The 14,667-nt window shown below is 61.4% G+C and carries 14 protein-coding genes; 9 read left to right on the forward strand and 5 right to left on the reverse strand.

Annotated elements, in window-relative coordinates; genetic code table 11:
- Positions 1 to 2 precede the first annotated feature (2 nt).
- The 3 genes from BM132_RS06200 (at position 3) to BM132_RS06210 (ending at position 2,418) form a co-directional block, all read left to right on the forward strand.
- On the forward strand, positions 3 to 1,151 hold the full coding sequence (locus tag BM132_RS06200; RefSeq protein WP_092454044.1) for a pyridoxal phosphate-dependent aminotransferase: 1,149 nt from the start codon (positions 3 to 5) through the stop codon (positions 1,149 to 1,151).
- Positions 1,139 to 1,930 (forward strand): amidohydrolase, encoded by a 792-nt coding sequence (locus BM132_RS06205; protein ID WP_092454469.1) that lies wholly within the window; start codon positions 1,139 to 1,141, stop codon positions 1,928 to 1,930. Before BM132_RS06200 ends, BM132_RS06205 begins: the two co-directional genes overlap by 13 nt.
- Before the next feature lie 71 nt (positions 1,931 to 2,001).
- Positions 2,002 to 2,418 carry a hypothetical protein gene (locus BM132_RS06210; protein ID WP_092454046.1) on the forward strand — a complete coding sequence of 139 codons (417 nt, stop codon included), beginning with the start codon at positions 2,002 to 2,004 and terminating at the stop codon, positions 2,416 to 2,418.
- 183 nt (positions 2,419 to 2,601) lie between these two features.
- Here the strand turns inward: BM132_RS06210 and leuA are convergent, their stop codons facing one another.
- The 3 genes from leuA to xseA all read right to left on the reverse strand — a co-directional run bounded on the left by leuA (position 2,602) and on the right by xseA (position 6,951).
- Positions 2,602 to 4,281 carry a 2-isopropylmalate synthase gene (leuA, locus tag BM132_RS06215; protein ID WP_047227484.1) on the reverse strand — a complete coding sequence of 560 codons (1,680 nt, stop codon included), beginning with the start codon at positions 4,279 to 4,281 and terminating at the stop codon, positions 2,602 to 2,604.
- 465 nt (positions 4,282 to 4,746) lie between these two features.
- Positions 4,747 to 5,568, reverse strand: coding sequence for a peptidoglycan DD-metalloendopeptidase family protein (locus BM132_RS06225; protein WP_092454050.1), 822 nt, complete (start codon positions 5,566 to 5,568; stop codon positions 4,747 to 4,749).
- Positions 5,569 to 5,571: 3 nt separating this feature from the next.
- Entirely contained in the window at positions 5,572 to 6,951 is a 1,380-nt protein-coding gene (gene xseA, locus BM132_RS06230; protein ID WP_092454052.1) for an exodeoxyribonuclease VII large subunit, read from the reverse strand.
- Positions 6,952 to 7,103: 152 nt separating this feature from the next.
- Between xseA and BM132_RS06235 the strand changes: the two genes are divergently transcribed.
- From BM132_RS06235 to guaA, 3 genes are all read left to right on the forward strand, one after another.
- Positions 7,104 to 7,652, forward strand: a complete 549-nt coding sequence (locus BM132_RS06235; protein WP_092454054.1) for a sugar ABC transporter ATPase — start codon at positions 7,104 to 7,106, stop codon at positions 7,650 to 7,652.
- 244 nt (positions 7,653 to 7,896) lie between these two features.
- Positions 7,897 to 9,366: an IMP dehydrogenase gene (gene guaB, locus BM132_RS06240; RefSeq protein ID WP_092402627.1), complete on the forward strand. Its 1,470-nt coding sequence runs from the start codon at positions 7,897 to 7,899 to the stop codon at positions 9,364 to 9,366.
- A gap of 79 nt (positions 9,367 to 9,445) precedes the next feature.
- Entirely contained in the window at positions 9,446 to 11,023 is a 1,578-nt protein-coding gene (gene guaA / locus BM132_RS06245; RefSeq protein ID WP_047227488.1) for a glutamine-hydrolyzing GMP synthase, read from the forward strand.
- A gap of 318 nt (positions 11,024 to 11,341) precedes the next feature.
- On the opposite strand, the gene BM132_RS06250 is transcribed toward guaA, so the two are convergent.
- Entirely contained in the window at positions 11,342 to 11,953 is a 612-nt protein-coding gene (locus BM132_RS06250) for a TetR/AcrR family transcriptional regulator (protein WP_092402629.1), read from the reverse strand.
- Between the two features lie 106 nt (positions 11,954 to 12,059).
- Between BM132_RS06250 and BM132_RS06255 the strand changes: the two genes are divergently transcribed.
- The 3 genes from BM132_RS06255 to BM132_RS06265 all read left to right on the forward strand — a co-directional run bounded on the left by BM132_RS06255 (position 12,060) and on the right by BM132_RS06265 (position 13,882).
- Complete coding sequence (locus tag BM132_RS06255; protein ID WP_092454056.1) at positions 12,060 to 12,974, forward strand: SDR family oxidoreductase; 915 nt, start codon at positions 12,060 to 12,062, stop codon at positions 12,972 to 12,974.
- Positions 12,975 to 13,077: 103 nt separating this feature from the next.
- The gene (locus BM132_RS06260) at positions 13,078 to 13,353 is read left to right on the forward strand and encodes a hypothetical protein (protein ID WP_092454058.1); all 276 of its coding nucleotides are present in this window, start codon (positions 13,078 to 13,080) and stop codon (positions 13,351 to 13,353) included.
- A gap of 4 nt (positions 13,354 to 13,357) precedes the next feature.
- Positions 13,358 to 13,882: a helix-turn-helix transcriptional regulator gene (locus tag BM132_RS06265; RefSeq protein WP_092402635.1), complete on the forward strand. Its 525-nt coding sequence runs from the start codon at positions 13,358 to 13,360 to the stop codon at positions 13,880 to 13,882.
- Between the two features lie 39 nt (positions 13,883 to 13,921).
- On the opposite strand, the gene treR is transcribed toward BM132_RS06265, so the two are convergent.
- Entirely contained in the window at positions 13,922 to 14,626 is a 705-nt protein-coding gene (treR, locus tag BM132_RS06270) for a trehalose operon repressor (protein ID WP_092454060.1), read from the reverse strand.
- Between the last annotated feature and the right edge of the window lie 41 nt (positions 14,627 to 14,667).

Here is a 14,667-nt window from a genome sequence, read left to right on the forward strand (position 1 = left end):
CAATGATCACCAGCAAGTTGCCGAATGTCGGCATCACTATCTTCACCCAGATGTCCCAACTCGCCGCGCAGACCGGCGCGCTCAATCTGTCTCAGGGGTTTCCCGATTTCGATGGTCCGCAGGCCCTGCGCGATGCAGTCGGCCGGCATGTGGCCCAAGGTCATAACCAGTACTCGCCCATGACCGGTTTGCCGGCGCTGCGCCAGCAGATTGCGGCGAAGATTGCCCGCAGCTATGGCGTCAGCGTTGATGCCGACCAGGAAGTGACCGTGACCCCCGGTGCGACCCAGGCGATTTTCTGCGCCATCGCGGCCGTGGTTCACAGCGGCGACGAAGTGATTGTGTTCGACCCTTGCTACGACAGCTATGAACCTGCCGTCGAGTTGGCCGGTGGCCGTTGCGTGCATGTGCAATTGGGCCTGGATGATTTCGCCATCGATTTCCAGAAGCTCGGCGAAGCCTTGAGCCCGCGTACGCGCATGATCATTCTCAACACGCCGCACAACCCCAGTGGCGCCCTGATCAGCCGCGCCGAGCTCGACCAGTTGGCGGCCTTGATTCGCGACCGCGACATTTACCTGATCAGTGACGAGGTTTACGAACACCTGGTGTTCGACGGCGTCGCCCACGCCAGTGTCCTGGCCCATGAAGAACTGTACCGGCGGGCCTTTGTGGTCAGTTCGTTCGGCAAGACCTACCACGTCACTGGCTGGAAAACCGGCTACGTGGTGGCGCCACCCGCCCTGACGGCGGAACTGCGCAAGGTGCATCAGTACGTCAGCTTCTGCGGCGTGACGCCGTTGCAGTACGCCCTGGCCGACTACATGGCCGATCACCCGGAACACGTCGAAGAGCTGCCGGACTTCTACCAGGCCAAGCGTGACCTGTTCTGTGACTTGCTGACCCCTTCGCGCTTTAGTTTCAGGCGGGTGCCCGGCACTTATTTCCAGTTGGTGGACTACTCGCAGATCCGCCCGGACCTCAATGACGTCGACATGGCAATCTGGATGGCCCGTGAGCACGGCGTGGCGACGATCCCTGTCTCGGTGTTCTACCAGAACCCACCCGAAGGCCAGCGCCTGGTGCGCCTGTGCTTTGCCAAACGCGAGGAGACGCTGCGCGAAGCGGCGGAAAAACTATGCGTGATCTGAGTGCCTTGCCCAACCTCAATGTGGCGCTGATCCAGACCACCCTGGCCTGGCACGATCGCCAGGCCAACCTGGAACATTTTGAGAGCTTGCTTGCGCAGGCGCGCGGGGCGGACCTGATTATCCTGCCGGAGATGTTCACCACAGGTTTCTCCATGGAGTCCGAGACCTTGGCTGAGCCGGAAAACGGTCCTTCACACAAGTGGCTCCAGGCTCAGGCAGCGAAGCTCGAAGCGGTGATCACCGGCAGTGTGATTATCCAGGCCGCCGACGGCAGCCATCGCAATCGTCTGCTCTGGGCGCGACCGGACGGCGAAGTGCTGCATTACGATAAGCGTCATCTGTTCCGCATGGCTGGTGAGCACAATCACTACACGCCGGGCGAGCGCCAGGTGCTGTTCGAACTCAACGGCTGGCGCATCCGTCCGCTGATTTGCTATGACCTGCGTTTCCCGGTGTGGAGCCGTGACGCCGAGGACACTGATCTGTTGCTGTACACCGCCAACTGGCCCGGCGCGCGGCGCCAGCATTGGAATCGTCTGTTGCCGGCCCGGGCAATCGAGAACCTGTGTTACGTGGCAGCGGTAAACCGCATCGGCCACGACGGCAAGGGCTTTGCCTATACCGGTGACAGTCAGGTGTTGGACTTCCAGGGCGAAACCCTGCTCAGCGCCGGTGAGGCCGACGGGGTGTTCACCGTGTGTTTGAATGCGGCGGACCTGGCGGCATATCGCACACGCTTTCCGGCGAACCTGGATGCCGACACGTTCGAATTCATCTGATTGAAACGATTCAGCCCTTCAGACGCGCTGATGGTGGCCGATAACCGGGGCAGCCAAGGAGAAGTCCCCCTATGACCAGTATCAGCGCAATCACGGTAAATCCATACCCACTCTCTGCACCCAAGGTTTCTATCAAGGGTGCGGAAGATGAAGCAGCGGTCAGCTCGGCAGTATCGACTGACGCCGGCGCAGACAAAGACCGCCAGTTGAAAGTTGACACCAGTGGCGCGAACATCGCTGGCGCTCCGGCCAGCGGCAGTGGCGATGTCATCGAACAGCTAAAAAAACAGATAGAGCAGACTGAAAAGCTGCTGGCCGAGCAGCAAGCCCAGTTGGCTCGCGTGCAGAAAAGCCAGGCCAACCAGGAGCAGAAAGCCCAAGAGACCATGGCGATCCAGACCCAGATCATGGCCACCCAGGCCACATTGCAGACCTTGCAGGCCGCTTTGCTGCAGGCGATGACTGTTTCGATCGATACCCATGCCTGACATCTCGGCCATCTGGTAGGGCGCCTTCGCGAGCAAGCCCGCTCCCACAGGGTGCGGGGCTGCGATTCCAATGTGGGAGCGAGCCTGCTCGCGATGAGGCCGAAACAGCCAGCACAAAACATCAGCCAAACAAAAAGGCCCCAGGGTTCACACCTCGGGGCCTTTTGCATTTCAGCTAAACCATCAAGCCGCTTTGGCTTCCGGCTGGCTCAAGGAGCGGTTCAGCGCGCTGAACAGGGCCTTGAAGCTGGCGGTGGTGATGTTCTCATCGATGCCCACGCCGTGGACCGCGCGCTCACCGTTGACCCGCAGCTCGATGTACGCCGCAGCCTTGGCGTTGGTGCCGGCGCCGATGGCGTGTTCGTTGTAGTCCATGATCTCCACCGGAATCGGCAGGCCGGCCACCAACGCTTCCAGCGCGCCGTTGCCCTTGCCGCGCCAGTGCAGGTTGGTCTCGCCCTGGCCCTTGCTGGCCACTTCGACTTCCACGGCGCTGTTGCCGTTTTCTTCCTGCAGACGATGGCTGACCAGCGCGTACGGGGTGTTGGCTTGCAGGTATTCGCTGTGGAGCAGGGCATGGATCTGCTGGGCGGTCATTTCCAGGCCCAGGCGATCGGTTTCGCGCTGCACCACCTGGCTGAACTCGATCTGCATGCGACGTGGCAGGCTGATGCCGTATTCCTGCTCCAGCAGGTAGGCGATCCCGCCTTTGCCCGATTGGCTGTTGACCCGGATCACCGCCTCGTAGCTGCGGCCGATGTCGGCCGGGTCGATCGGCAGGTACGGCACTTCCCACAGGGTGTCCGGTTTCTGCTGGGCGAAACCCTTGCGGATCGCATCCTGGTGCGAGCCGGAGAATGCGGTGTGAACCAGGTCGCCCACGTACGGGTGGCGCGGGTGCACCGGGATCTGGTTGCACTCTTCGACCACTTTGCGCACGCCGTCGATGTCGGAGAAATCCAGCTCAGGGTTGATGCCCTGGGTGTAGAGGTTCAGCGCGACGGTCACCAGGTCGACGTTACCGGTGCGCTCGCCGTTGCCGAACAGGCAGCCTTCGACACGGTCGGCGCCGGCCATCAGGCCCAGTTCAGTGGCGGCTACGCCGGTGCCACGGTCGTTATGGGTGTGCAGGCTGATGAGCACGCTGTCGCGACGGGTGATGTTGCGACCGAACCATTCGATCTGGTCGGCGTAGACGTTCGGAGTGGCAACTTCCACGGTGGCCGGCAGGTTGAGGATGACCTTGCGCTCAGGCGTCGGGTTCCAGACCTCGATCACCGCGTCGCAGACTTCCTTGGCGAACTCCAGCTCGGTGGCGCTGAAGGTTTCTGGCGAGTATTCGAACTGCCACTGGGTTTCTGGCTGTTGCGCGGCGTATTTGACGAACAGCTTGGCCGCGTTCACCGCGATTTCCTTCACGCCTTCCTTGTCCTGATTGAACACGATGCGGCGGAACGACGGGCTGGTGGCGTTGTACAGGTGAACGATGGCTTTTTTCGCACCGCGCAGAGATTCGAACGTGCGGGCGATCAGGTCTTCACGGGCCTGGGTCAGCACCTGGATGGTGGTGTCGTCCGGGATGTGGCCTTCTTCGATGAGGGTGCGCACGAAGTCGAAGTCGGTCTGCGAAGCCGCCGGGAACGACGCTTCGATTTCCTTCACGCCCACGGCGACCAGGGTTTTCCAGAAACGCAGCTTCTTGGCGGCGTCCATCGGCTCGATCAGCGACTGGTTGCCGTCACGCAGGTCGGAGCTGCACCAGATCGGCGCGGCGGTGATGGTCTTCGATGGCCAGGTGCGATCCGGCAGGTTGATGGTCGGGAACGCGCGGTACTTGGAAGACGGGTCTTTGAGCATGCTCATCTGGGAATCCTTTTATTGTCGTGGCCGGAAAAAGGCGGCCTGCCGGTGGTTCGTACGGGGGTGGCTTACAGCCGGAACGAGGTGCCGCGATTCAGCCTGGCAGTCGTGCGCTGACGAGGCACAGGCTGCGGTGCTGGCGAAGCTGAATGAGGGTGTGAGAGGTTTTCATGCCTTCAACCCTAACCGCGCGGAGGGCGGATCGCAAGCAGTCGGGAAAAATTGAGATAAGTTCTGTTTTTAGACTGGTTTGCGAGATTTAATCGCGCATATTAGAGGTGTTGATCTTGGAAATTGCGTCGATGTTTTGAGCTTGGCAATTCACAGGATGGTGGTGAGGCGTCTGCCGTCATCGCGAGCAGGCTCGCTCCCACAGGATCTCTGGTGGTGCAAATGCTGGGTTCACCAGAGATCCCCATGTGGGAGCGAGCCTGCTCGCGATGAGGCCGGCAGCTTCACCGCAAAAACTCAGGGCTGGAATGCCCCGATAAAAATCGCCGGATCCACCCGCGCATCGTTCAGGCTGATGTTCCAGTGCATGTGTGGCCCGGTCGCCCGCCCCGTGGAGCCGACTTTGCCGACGACTGTGCCGCGCTTGAGCTGCTGGCCGACCTTCACGTCGATCTTCGACATGTGGCAGAACATGCTGATGAAACCCTGGCCATGATCGACGAATACGGTGTTGCCATTAAAGAAGTAATTGCCGGTGAGGATCACCTTGCCTGCGGCCGGGGTCTTGATGGGTGTGCCGGCGGGGACGGCGAAGTCCAGGCCGGCGTGGGGGTTGCGTTCTTCGCCGTTGAAGAAGCGCCGCACGCCGAACTTGCTCGACATCGGACCGTTGACCGGCTTGTCCAGCAGCAGGTTGCTGGGGATGTTCGGGCTGAAGCTGCGATACGCCTTCAGTTGCACGGCCAGTTCGGCGTTGATGCGTTTGAGGTCCGCCGGATTTGGATTGACCTGGCGCTTATTCTTCAGCGTGATGTGTTGCTCGGGGTACTTTTTATAGCCGACCACGAACGGCTGAGTGCTGCCGCCACTGCTGATCTGCTGGGTGCCGGGCTTGACCGTCAGCGGGATGCCGACAATCGCCAGCCAGTTGTCCTTTTCCTTGACCACCAGCACCGGTTTGCCCTGGTAACTGGCTTTTGGCGGCTGGGCCGCGCTGCCCAGGTCCACCACGGCTACGCCGCCGGGCACCGGTTTGTTCAGCAGGCGGGTGATGTAACTGTCGGCGTTGGCGTTGAAGGTCAGGCACAGCAAAAGCAATGGGGCGAGATATCGCAGCATGAATCAATCCAATAGAGAAAGGGTGACCGGCGTCAGGTGATTGTCTTCGACCCGCACCAGCAGTTCGCCTTCACCGAGCCGCGCAGTCAGGCGCTGGCCGGTTTGGGTCTGCCCGGCGCTGCGGATCGCCTGGCCGCGTTCGTCCAGCAAAATACTGTAGCCCCGGCCGAGGGTCGCCAGGGGGCTGACAATGTGCAGCGTCTGCATCTGGTTGTGCAGCTGCACGCGTCGGGCTTTGAGCCCTTCACGCATCGCACGGGGCAAGCGCGAGGCGAGGCTGTCCAGGCGCTGGCGCAGCAGTGCCAGTTGCCGCCCCGGATGTTGCCCGGCCAGGCGGGTTTCCAGGCGGATCAGGCGTTCGCGGCGGGTATTGAGGCTGCGCTCGAAGGCCCGGCGCATGCGCATGTCCAGGTCGTCGAGACGCTGGGCTTGCTGGCGCAGGCGTTCACCAGGATGACGCAGGCGGCGGGTGAGGCCTTCGAGGCGCAGTTGATCGCGCATCAGGCGGTCGCGCATGCGCATCACCAGCCGCCGGTGCAGGCTTTCGACCCGGCGCACCAGGTCGCCGGCATCGGGGGCCAGCAGTTCGGCAGCGGCGGACGGGGTCGGAGCGCGCACGTCAGCGACGAAATCGCTGATGGACACATCGGTTTCATGGCCGACGGCGCTGACGATCGGCGTGACGCAGGCGTCCACGGCCCGGGCCACGGCTTCTTCGTTGAAGCACCACAAGTCTTCCAGCGAACCGCCACCCCGGGCCAGGATCAGCGCATCGAACCCCCGGGCATCCGCCAGCTTCAGCGCGCGGACGATTTGCGCAGTGGCTTCGCGGCCCTGTACGGCGGTGGGGATCAGCGTCAGGGAAATCTGCGGCGCACGGCGGCGGAAGACGCTGATGATGTCGCGGATCACCGCGCCGGTGGGCGAACTGATGATGCCGATGCGTTGCGGATGGGCCGGCAGCGGCACCTTGCGTTCGGCGCTGAACAGACCTTCGGCGCTGAGCTTTTCCTTCAGCGCATCGAAGGCCAGGCGCAGGGCGCCATCGCCCGCCGGTTCCACGGTGTCGAGAATCAGCTGATAGTCGCCGCGGCCCTCGAACAGTGAGACCTTGCCGCGTACTTTCACCGCCAGCCCGTCTTTGAGGGCCTGACGCACCCGCGCGGCATTTTGCCGGAACAGTGCGCAACGCACCTGGGCGCCGCTGTCCTTGAGGGTGAAATACACATGGCCAGAAGCGGGCCGGGCAAGGTTGGAGATTTCGCCCTCGACCCAGATGTTGCTGAACACGTCTTCAAGCAACACCCGCGCACGGCCGTTGAGCTGGCTGACAGTCAGGACCTCGCGGTCCAGGCCCAGTCGGGCAAAGGGATCTTTAATCATGGGCCGCATGATAAGGGCATTCGCTGCTCAATCTCCATGTTCACCGCAAAACCTTCCGGGAATGGGCGCGGTACAATGCTCCATTGCCCATAGGTTCCAGGTGGGCGCGGGCTTTGCTCGTCGCCACCGGTAGATTCACCGCAGGATGTCCCATGAATTCGCAAAGCATCATCGTCCCGAAAATTTCCTCCTTGCCGGTCCACGAGCCTCGGGCCCGGGCGGTTGTGCGCTGGCTGGTCCGCAAGAATATCGTCGAAGAACAACTGACCACCTGCGGGCGTACCGGCAATCGCATGGCCCACGCCATCGCCCCTGGCGCCCGCGAGGTGGTCATGCACCCTGAAGCCTTGCCGTTTGGCGAGCCGGTCAATGGCTTGGAAATCATCACCAAGCGCTGCATCTATACCCCGGCCAAAGGCTTTCTCGAGGAAGCGGGCTGCGCCGAATGCCGCAAGGAGATCGGCGAGGCGCTGTTCGAAAGCCTGGAAGAGTGGATGCCTGCCCGCACCGATAACTTCACTTGTCCCGAGTGTGGGCATGAAGATGACATCAACGGGTTCCTGTTCCTGCAGCCGTGTGGCTTTTCCAATCTGGGGTTCATCTTCAACAACTGGCTCGAGGCGGGGTTCAAGCAGGACTTTATCGACGAGTTCGCCGACTGGCTGGATCAGTCGGTGAGTTGGGTGAAGGTGGAGTTGTAAGGGCGCCGCAATAACCCCTGTGGGAGCGGGCTTGCTCGCGAAGGCGGTGTGTCATTCTGCATATAGGTAGCTGATCCACCGCTTTCGCGAGCAAGCCCGCTCCCACAGGGATAGATGCAGGCGGTCAGGCATTGATTTAGCCCATCGATCAGCCAGGCAATAATAGACAGAGTTTTACATTGAGCCAGAGGGGGTCCATGAGTATAATGGCGCGCTTCCATTTTCCCGCTCGGGAGCCCCCGCGATGCTGCGTATCAGCCAAGAAGCTCTGACCTTCGACGACATTCTCTTAGTGCCTGGTTATTCCGAGGTACTGCCTAACGAAGTCAGTCTCAAAACCCGTCTTACCCGTGGCATCGAGCTGAATATTCCGCTGGTTTCCGCCGCCATGGACACCGTGACCGAAGCCCGTCTGGCCATTGCCATGGCCCAGGAAGGCGGTATCGGTATCATCCACAAGAACATGACCATCGAACAGCAGGCCGCCGAAGTGCGCAAGGTCAAGCGGTTCGAGGCTGGCGTGGTCAAGGACCCGATCACCATCGAGGCTGACGCCACGGTCCGTGATCTGTTCGAACTGACCCGCATGCACAACATCTCCGGCGTTCCGGTGCTGCACGATGGCGACCTGGTCGGCATCGTCACCTCCCGCGACGTGCGTTTCGAGAACCGTCTGGACGCCACCGTTCGCCAGGTGATGACGCCTAAAGAGCGTCTGGTCACGGTCAAGGAAGGCATCGGCAAGGACGAAGTTCGCGAGTTGCTGCACAAACACCGCATCGAACGCGTGCTGATCGTCGACGACAAGTTTGCCCTCAAGGGCATGATGACCGTCAATGACATCGAAAAAGCCAAGGCTTATCCGCTGGCCAGCAAGGACGACCAGGGTCGTCTGCGCGTAGGCGCTGCGGTCGGCACCGGCAAGGACACCGGCGACCGCGTCGCGGCCCTGGTCAATGCCGGCGTCGACGTGGTGGTGGTCGACACCGCCCACGGTCACTCCAAAGGCGTGATCGACCGCGTTCGCTGGGTCAAGCAGAACTTCCCTGACGTGCAGGTGATCGGCGGCAACATCGCCACCGGCGCTGCCGCCAAGGCCCTGGCCGAAGCTGGCGCCGATGCAGTCAAGGTCGGTATCGGTCCTGGCTCGATCTGCACCACCCGCATTGTTGCCGGTGTCGGCGTGCCGCAAATCAGCGCCATCGCCAACGTCGCCGCTGCCCTTGAAGGCACAGGCGTACCGTTGATCGCCGACGGCGGCATCCGGTTCTCCGGTGACCTGTCCAAGGCCATCGTCGCCGGGGCCTCTTGCGTGATGATGGGGTCGATGTTCGCCGGTACTGAAGAAGCGCCGGGCGAGATCGAACTGTTCCAGGGCCGCAGTTACAAGGCTTACCGCGGCATGGGCTCGCTGGGCGCCATGTCCCAGGCCCAGGGCTCCTCCGACCGTTACTTCCAGGACTCCTCCGCAGGCGCCGAGAAGCTGGTGCCTGAAGGCATCGAAGGTCGCGTGCCGTACAAAGGCACCCTGAGCGCCATCATCCATCAACTGATGGGCGGCCTGCGTTCTTCCATGGGCTACACCGGCAGCGCCAACATCGACGAGATGCGCACCAAGCCGGAGTTCGTCCGCATCACCGGCGCCGGCATGGCCGAGTCCCATGTCCACGACGTGCAGATCACCAAGGAAGCGCCGAACTACCGAGTAGGTTAAGGCCTTCAGTAAAACGTTAATCACCGGGGCTGTTCATTCAGCCCCGAGTTGTTTCTGATTCACTACATGAGAATGAGTCATGGCCCTCGACATTCACGCTCACCGCATCCTGATCCTCGACTTCGGTTCCCAGTACACCCAGCTGATCGCCCGCCGCGTGCGTGAAATCGGTGTGTACTGCGAATTGCATCCGTTCGACATGGATGACGAAGCGATTCGCGAATTCGCGCCTAAAGGCGTCATCCTCGCCGGCGGCCCGGAGTCCGTGCACGAAGCCGATAGCCCGCGCTGCCCGCAAGCGGTGTTCGACCTCGGCGTGCCGGTCTTCGGTATCTGCTACGGCATGCAGACCATGGCCGAGCAGCTGGGCGGCAAGGTAGAAGGCTCCGACCTGCGTGAGTTCGGTTATGCCCGCGTCGACGTGGTCGGCAAGAGCCGCCTGTTGGACGGCATCGAAGACCACATCGACGCCGACGGCCTGTTCGGCCTCGACGTGTGGATGAGCCACGGTGACAAGGTCACCAAGATGCCGGAAGACTTCCACATCCTGGCCAGCACCCCGAGCTGCCCGATTGCCGGCATGTTCAACGATGATCGCCGTTACTACGGCGTACAGTTCCACCCGGAAGTGACCCACACCAAGCAGGGCGGCCGCATCCTGTCGCGCTTCATCCTCGACATCTGCGAATGCGAGGCCCTGTGGACTCCGTCGAAGATCGCTGAAGACGCCATCGCCCAGGTTCGCGCCCAGGTCGGCACCGACAACGTACTGCTCGGCCTGTCCGGCGGCGTGGACTCCTCGGTGGTTGCCGCGCTGCTGCACAAGGCCATCGGCGACCAACTGACCTGCGTCTTCGTCGACAATGGCCTGCTGCGCCTGCACGAAGGTGAGCAAGTGATGGCCATGTTCGCCGAGAACATGGGCGTCAAGGTGATCCGCGCCAACGCCGAAGAGCAGTTCCTGAACAACCTGGCCGGCGAGTCCGACCCGGAGAAGAAGCGCAAGATCATCGGCCGCACCTTCATCGACGTATTCGATGCCGAATCCTGCAAGCTGGACAACATCAAGTACCTGGCTCAAGGCACCATTTACCCCGACGTGATCGAGTCGGCCGGCGCCAAGAGCGGCAAGGCCCACGTGATCAAGTCCCACCACAACGTCGGTGGCCTGCCGGAAGAGATGAACCTCAAGCTGGTCGAGCCGCTGCGCGAACTGTTCAAGGACGAGGTACGTCGCCTCGGCCTGGAACTGGGCCTGCCGTACGACATGGTCTACCGCCACCCATTCCCAGGCCCGGGCCTGGGCGTGCGGATCCTCGGTGAAGTGAAGAAGGAATACGCCGACCTGCTGCGTCGCGCCGACCACATCTTCATCGAAGAACTGCGCAAGGCCGACTGGTACCACAAGGTCAGCCAGGCGTTCGTGGTGTTCCAGCCGGTGAAATCGGTTGGCGTGGTCGGCGATGGCCGTCGCTACGCCTGGGTCGTCGCCCTGCGCGCTGTGGAAACCATCGACTTCATGACCGCTCGCTGGGCGCATCTGCCGTACGAGCTGCTGGAAACCGTTTCCGGACGCATCATCAATGAAATCGAAGGCATCTCTCGCGTGACTTATGACGTGTCGAGCAAGCCGCCGGCGACGATTGAGTGGGAGTGAAATCAGGTCCTTTGGGGTCAACCGCAGGCTATCGAAAAGCCGCTGTAATGTATTGATTAAAAAGGTACGTCACGAAAGCTGAGGACGGACGTTCTTCGCGCTCGGTCTACAACAAGGCCGAGTACGCCGAGCAGCGGCGCCACATGCTGAGCGATGACGATGGGCCGGAAGATGCCGCCGAGGAGAGGGTGGCCTCCACACTGGCCGTATGACCTCGCAGTATGGCCCCGGCGTGCGCCGGGGCTCTTCCCGAACCGGACGCGGCAGTTCTGCCGCGTCCGGTCTCAATGGCCAACCGCAAACGCCTCGTCGCCACAGTCAAAGCTCTGTTCTCAAACTGTCAAAGGCGTCCTGCAGGAACTCGGCCACCGGCTTTCGCTGGCCGGTCTGATCCCGCCACGCCTGAAGCGCGAGTCTCATCGCACCGACGGACACCACAGCCACCATCCGAAGGGCCAGCCGCCGCTCAGGCTGCCGCCAGACCTCACACAGCGTATTGAACAGCGCTTGCTCCTGTTCCGCGTAGTACGCCTGCTTGCGTGCAAGAAGCGATTCGCTCGAACGCATGAGATTGTCCACGGCTGTCATCTGCTCGGTCGTATAGCGCGCGATGTGCTTGACCATCACATCGCGAACAGCATCGAGTGGCGGTACGTCGGGCGATGTCTTCAGCAGGTCGGCAATCAGTCTGGCCGAATCGGCGTCCTGCCAGAACAAGATGATGTCGTCCTTCGATTTGAAGTACGAGAAAAACGTGCGGCGCGAAATGCCAGCCGCTGCCGCGATGGTGTCCAGCGTTGTGCCTTCGTAACCGTTGGCGAGGAACAAGCGTTGGCCGGCCTCGGCGATGCGCTGACGTGTTTCGCGGCGCTTGCGTTCCCGCAAGCCTTCTGTGGGGGCTGCACCTGCGGGAGGGAGGGTTTCTGACATTTTCGATGGCCTGTTGCATTTATGCACTAAGTGCATTAAGTTTTAGCACTAAGTGCATATTTATGTGCACCTAGTGTACGTTCCCACTCCTCGGCAGGCAAGGATCATGACTCACTGGACAGTTTCCGATATCCCTTCCCAACGCGGCCGTACGGCGGTCGTCACCGGTACTGGCGGCCTTGGGTTCCAGGACGCGCTGGCGCTGGCCCGTGCCGGTGCGAATGTCATCATCGCAGGCCGAAATCGGTCGAAAGGGGCAGCAGCAGTCAATCAGATTCGCCAAAGTGTTCCCGGCGCGAATGTGACTTTCGAGGCTCTGGATCTCGCCAGCCTCGAATCCATCGAGGCGTTCGGCGAGAGCCTGCGGAGTTCGCGCGACAGCCTGGACTTGCTGATCAACAACGCGGCAGTGATGGCGCCGCCGAAGCGTCAGGTGACTTGCGACGGATTCGAGTTGCAGTTCGGCACGAACCACTTGGGGCACTTCGCCTTGACCGCCCAACTGCTGCCGCTGTTGCGCAAGGGTAACAAGCCACGGGTGGTCAGTCTTTCAAGCGTCGCCGCCCGAAGCGGCACGATCAACTTTGATGATCTGCAAGCTCAGCGCAGCTACAAGCCGATGCCGGTTTACAGTCAATCGAAACTCGCTTGCCTGATGTTCGCCCTTGAATTGCAACGCCGCAGCGATGCTGCGGGCTGGGGCATCCAGAGCGTCGCTGCCCATCCTGGCATCTCGCGCACCGATCTGCTGCCCAATGGCGCCGGTGCATGGAGCGTTCCGGGTATGGCTCGTCGGTACATGTGGTTCCTGTTCCAGCCGGCAGCGCAGGGGGCGTTGCCGACCCTCTTCGCCGCGACTTCAACGCAGGCTCAAGGCGGTGTCTATTACGGCCCGGACAGGCTCAGCGAAACACGCGGTTATCCGGCCGTTGCCAAGATACCTCCGCAAGCACTGGATACGGGCGTTGCTGCGAGGCTGTGGATTGAGTCGGAAGGGCTTACGGAAGCGGTCTTTCGGTAAACCAACCGCGCCTTTTTGAGACGTTGCTGTGTGCGGCTGCTTGAAAGAAGGGAAGGTTGTCATCTGACAACTCTGCGGGTCATGCGAATACTGGAGATCACGGATGATTCGTCCAACGCACCCGAAGAAAGAGATCGAAGACGCGCTCAGGCATGCCGAAGGGCGCGGGTGGCGCATAGAAGTTGGCGGCGGTCACGCCTGGGAACGGGTTTATTGCCCGTACAACGACGTGGAGTGCCGTTGTGGCGAGTTCTGCATCACATCGATATGGAGCACGCCGAAGAATCCTGGCAACCATGCGCGAGCGTTGCGACGCGTCGTGGACAATTGCTCGACGCATCGCAATCGGCGCGGTGCGGATTACGATGCTAAGGAATAGAACAATGGAATTTACCTTTACCTTGAAATATCAGCTTGCTGACGATGGTTGCACCCCGGATGAACTGGTCGAGCGGCTGGGTGAAGCGGGCTGCGACGATGCCTTGGTAGGCATCGGGCAGCCGGGGCGGCTGGCGCTTGAGTTCACTCGCGATGCGCCTGATGCAGTTGAGGCCGTGCTTAGTGCGCTGGGCGACGTTCGCCGCGCCGTGCCATCGGCCAGACTGATCGAGGTTGCACCTGATTTAGTCGGGCTGACCGACGTAGCCGAGATCGTCGGTGTATCTCGGCAAAACATGCGCAAGCTGATGTTGGCTCATCCGGGCAGCTTCCCGACGCCCGTGCATGAGGGGAGTGCGTCTATCTGGCACTTGGCGGACGTTCTGACCTGGCTGCAGGCCAAGGGCAGCTATTCGCTGACCAAGAACGTGTTGGCCGTGGCCCAGGTGGCCTTGCAGGTCAACGTTGCGAAAGAAGGCCGACGGTTACCGGGCATGGCTTCCAAAGAGTTGGAAGCTTTGGTTGGGTGACATGCTTGTGGCGTCGCTGAACGGGGATTGCACACGACTTCAGCGCCGCGCCACATCCGAAAAATAGAACTTATCCAGGGTATGCCGCGATTCGGTGTACTCGAACTGTCGGCCGTCCTGGAGAAAGGTCTGGTTGCTGACCACGATGACGTGGCTCTGGCCGTCGAGGTCCAGGTGTTGCTGGTCGTCCTTACCGCAGCGGACCGCTTCGATGGTGCGCTGGGCATAGGCGATTTGTAGCTGCAGGGTCTGTTCGATGAAGGCGTAGATCGACTGCACGGCTATGTCGCGGGTCAGGCCGGGGATCACGTCGCTGACGAAATGGTTGATGTCCAGGATCACCCGTTTGCCATCGATTCGCCGTACCCGCTTGATGCGTGTGATCGGGCTGCCGACGGGGGCCTTGATGTGCTCGAGCAGGGCGCCTTCCAACGGCAGTTGAGTGAACTCGACCACATCGGTGCTGACATCGTCGCCCAGGCGTGGGTACGTCTCCTGGAAACTGACGATCCCGCCGAGTTGGAACTCGATGGGAGAGGTCGACAGCACAAAGGTGCCCTTGCCATGGATCTTCTGCGCAAAACCACGTTCCTGAAGCTGTTCGATGGCCTTGCGCACGGTGCCGCGACTGGCCTGGTAGCTGTCCATCAGTTCGGTTTCCGAAGGCAAGCGGGCGCCACGCTCCAGGCGTTCGGTGGTAATGCTGGTCAGCAGATCGTTGTAGATCTGATTGTATTTACTCATGGAAATGGCTCTGTGCCGCGCTGTTCACCGGGGCGGAACCT

The organism is Pseudomonas sp. NFACC45 (genome assembly GCF_900113505.1).
GTDB lineage: Bacteria > Pseudomonadota > Gammaproteobacteria > Pseudomonadales > Pseudomonadaceae > Aquipseudomonas > Aquipseudomonas tehranensis.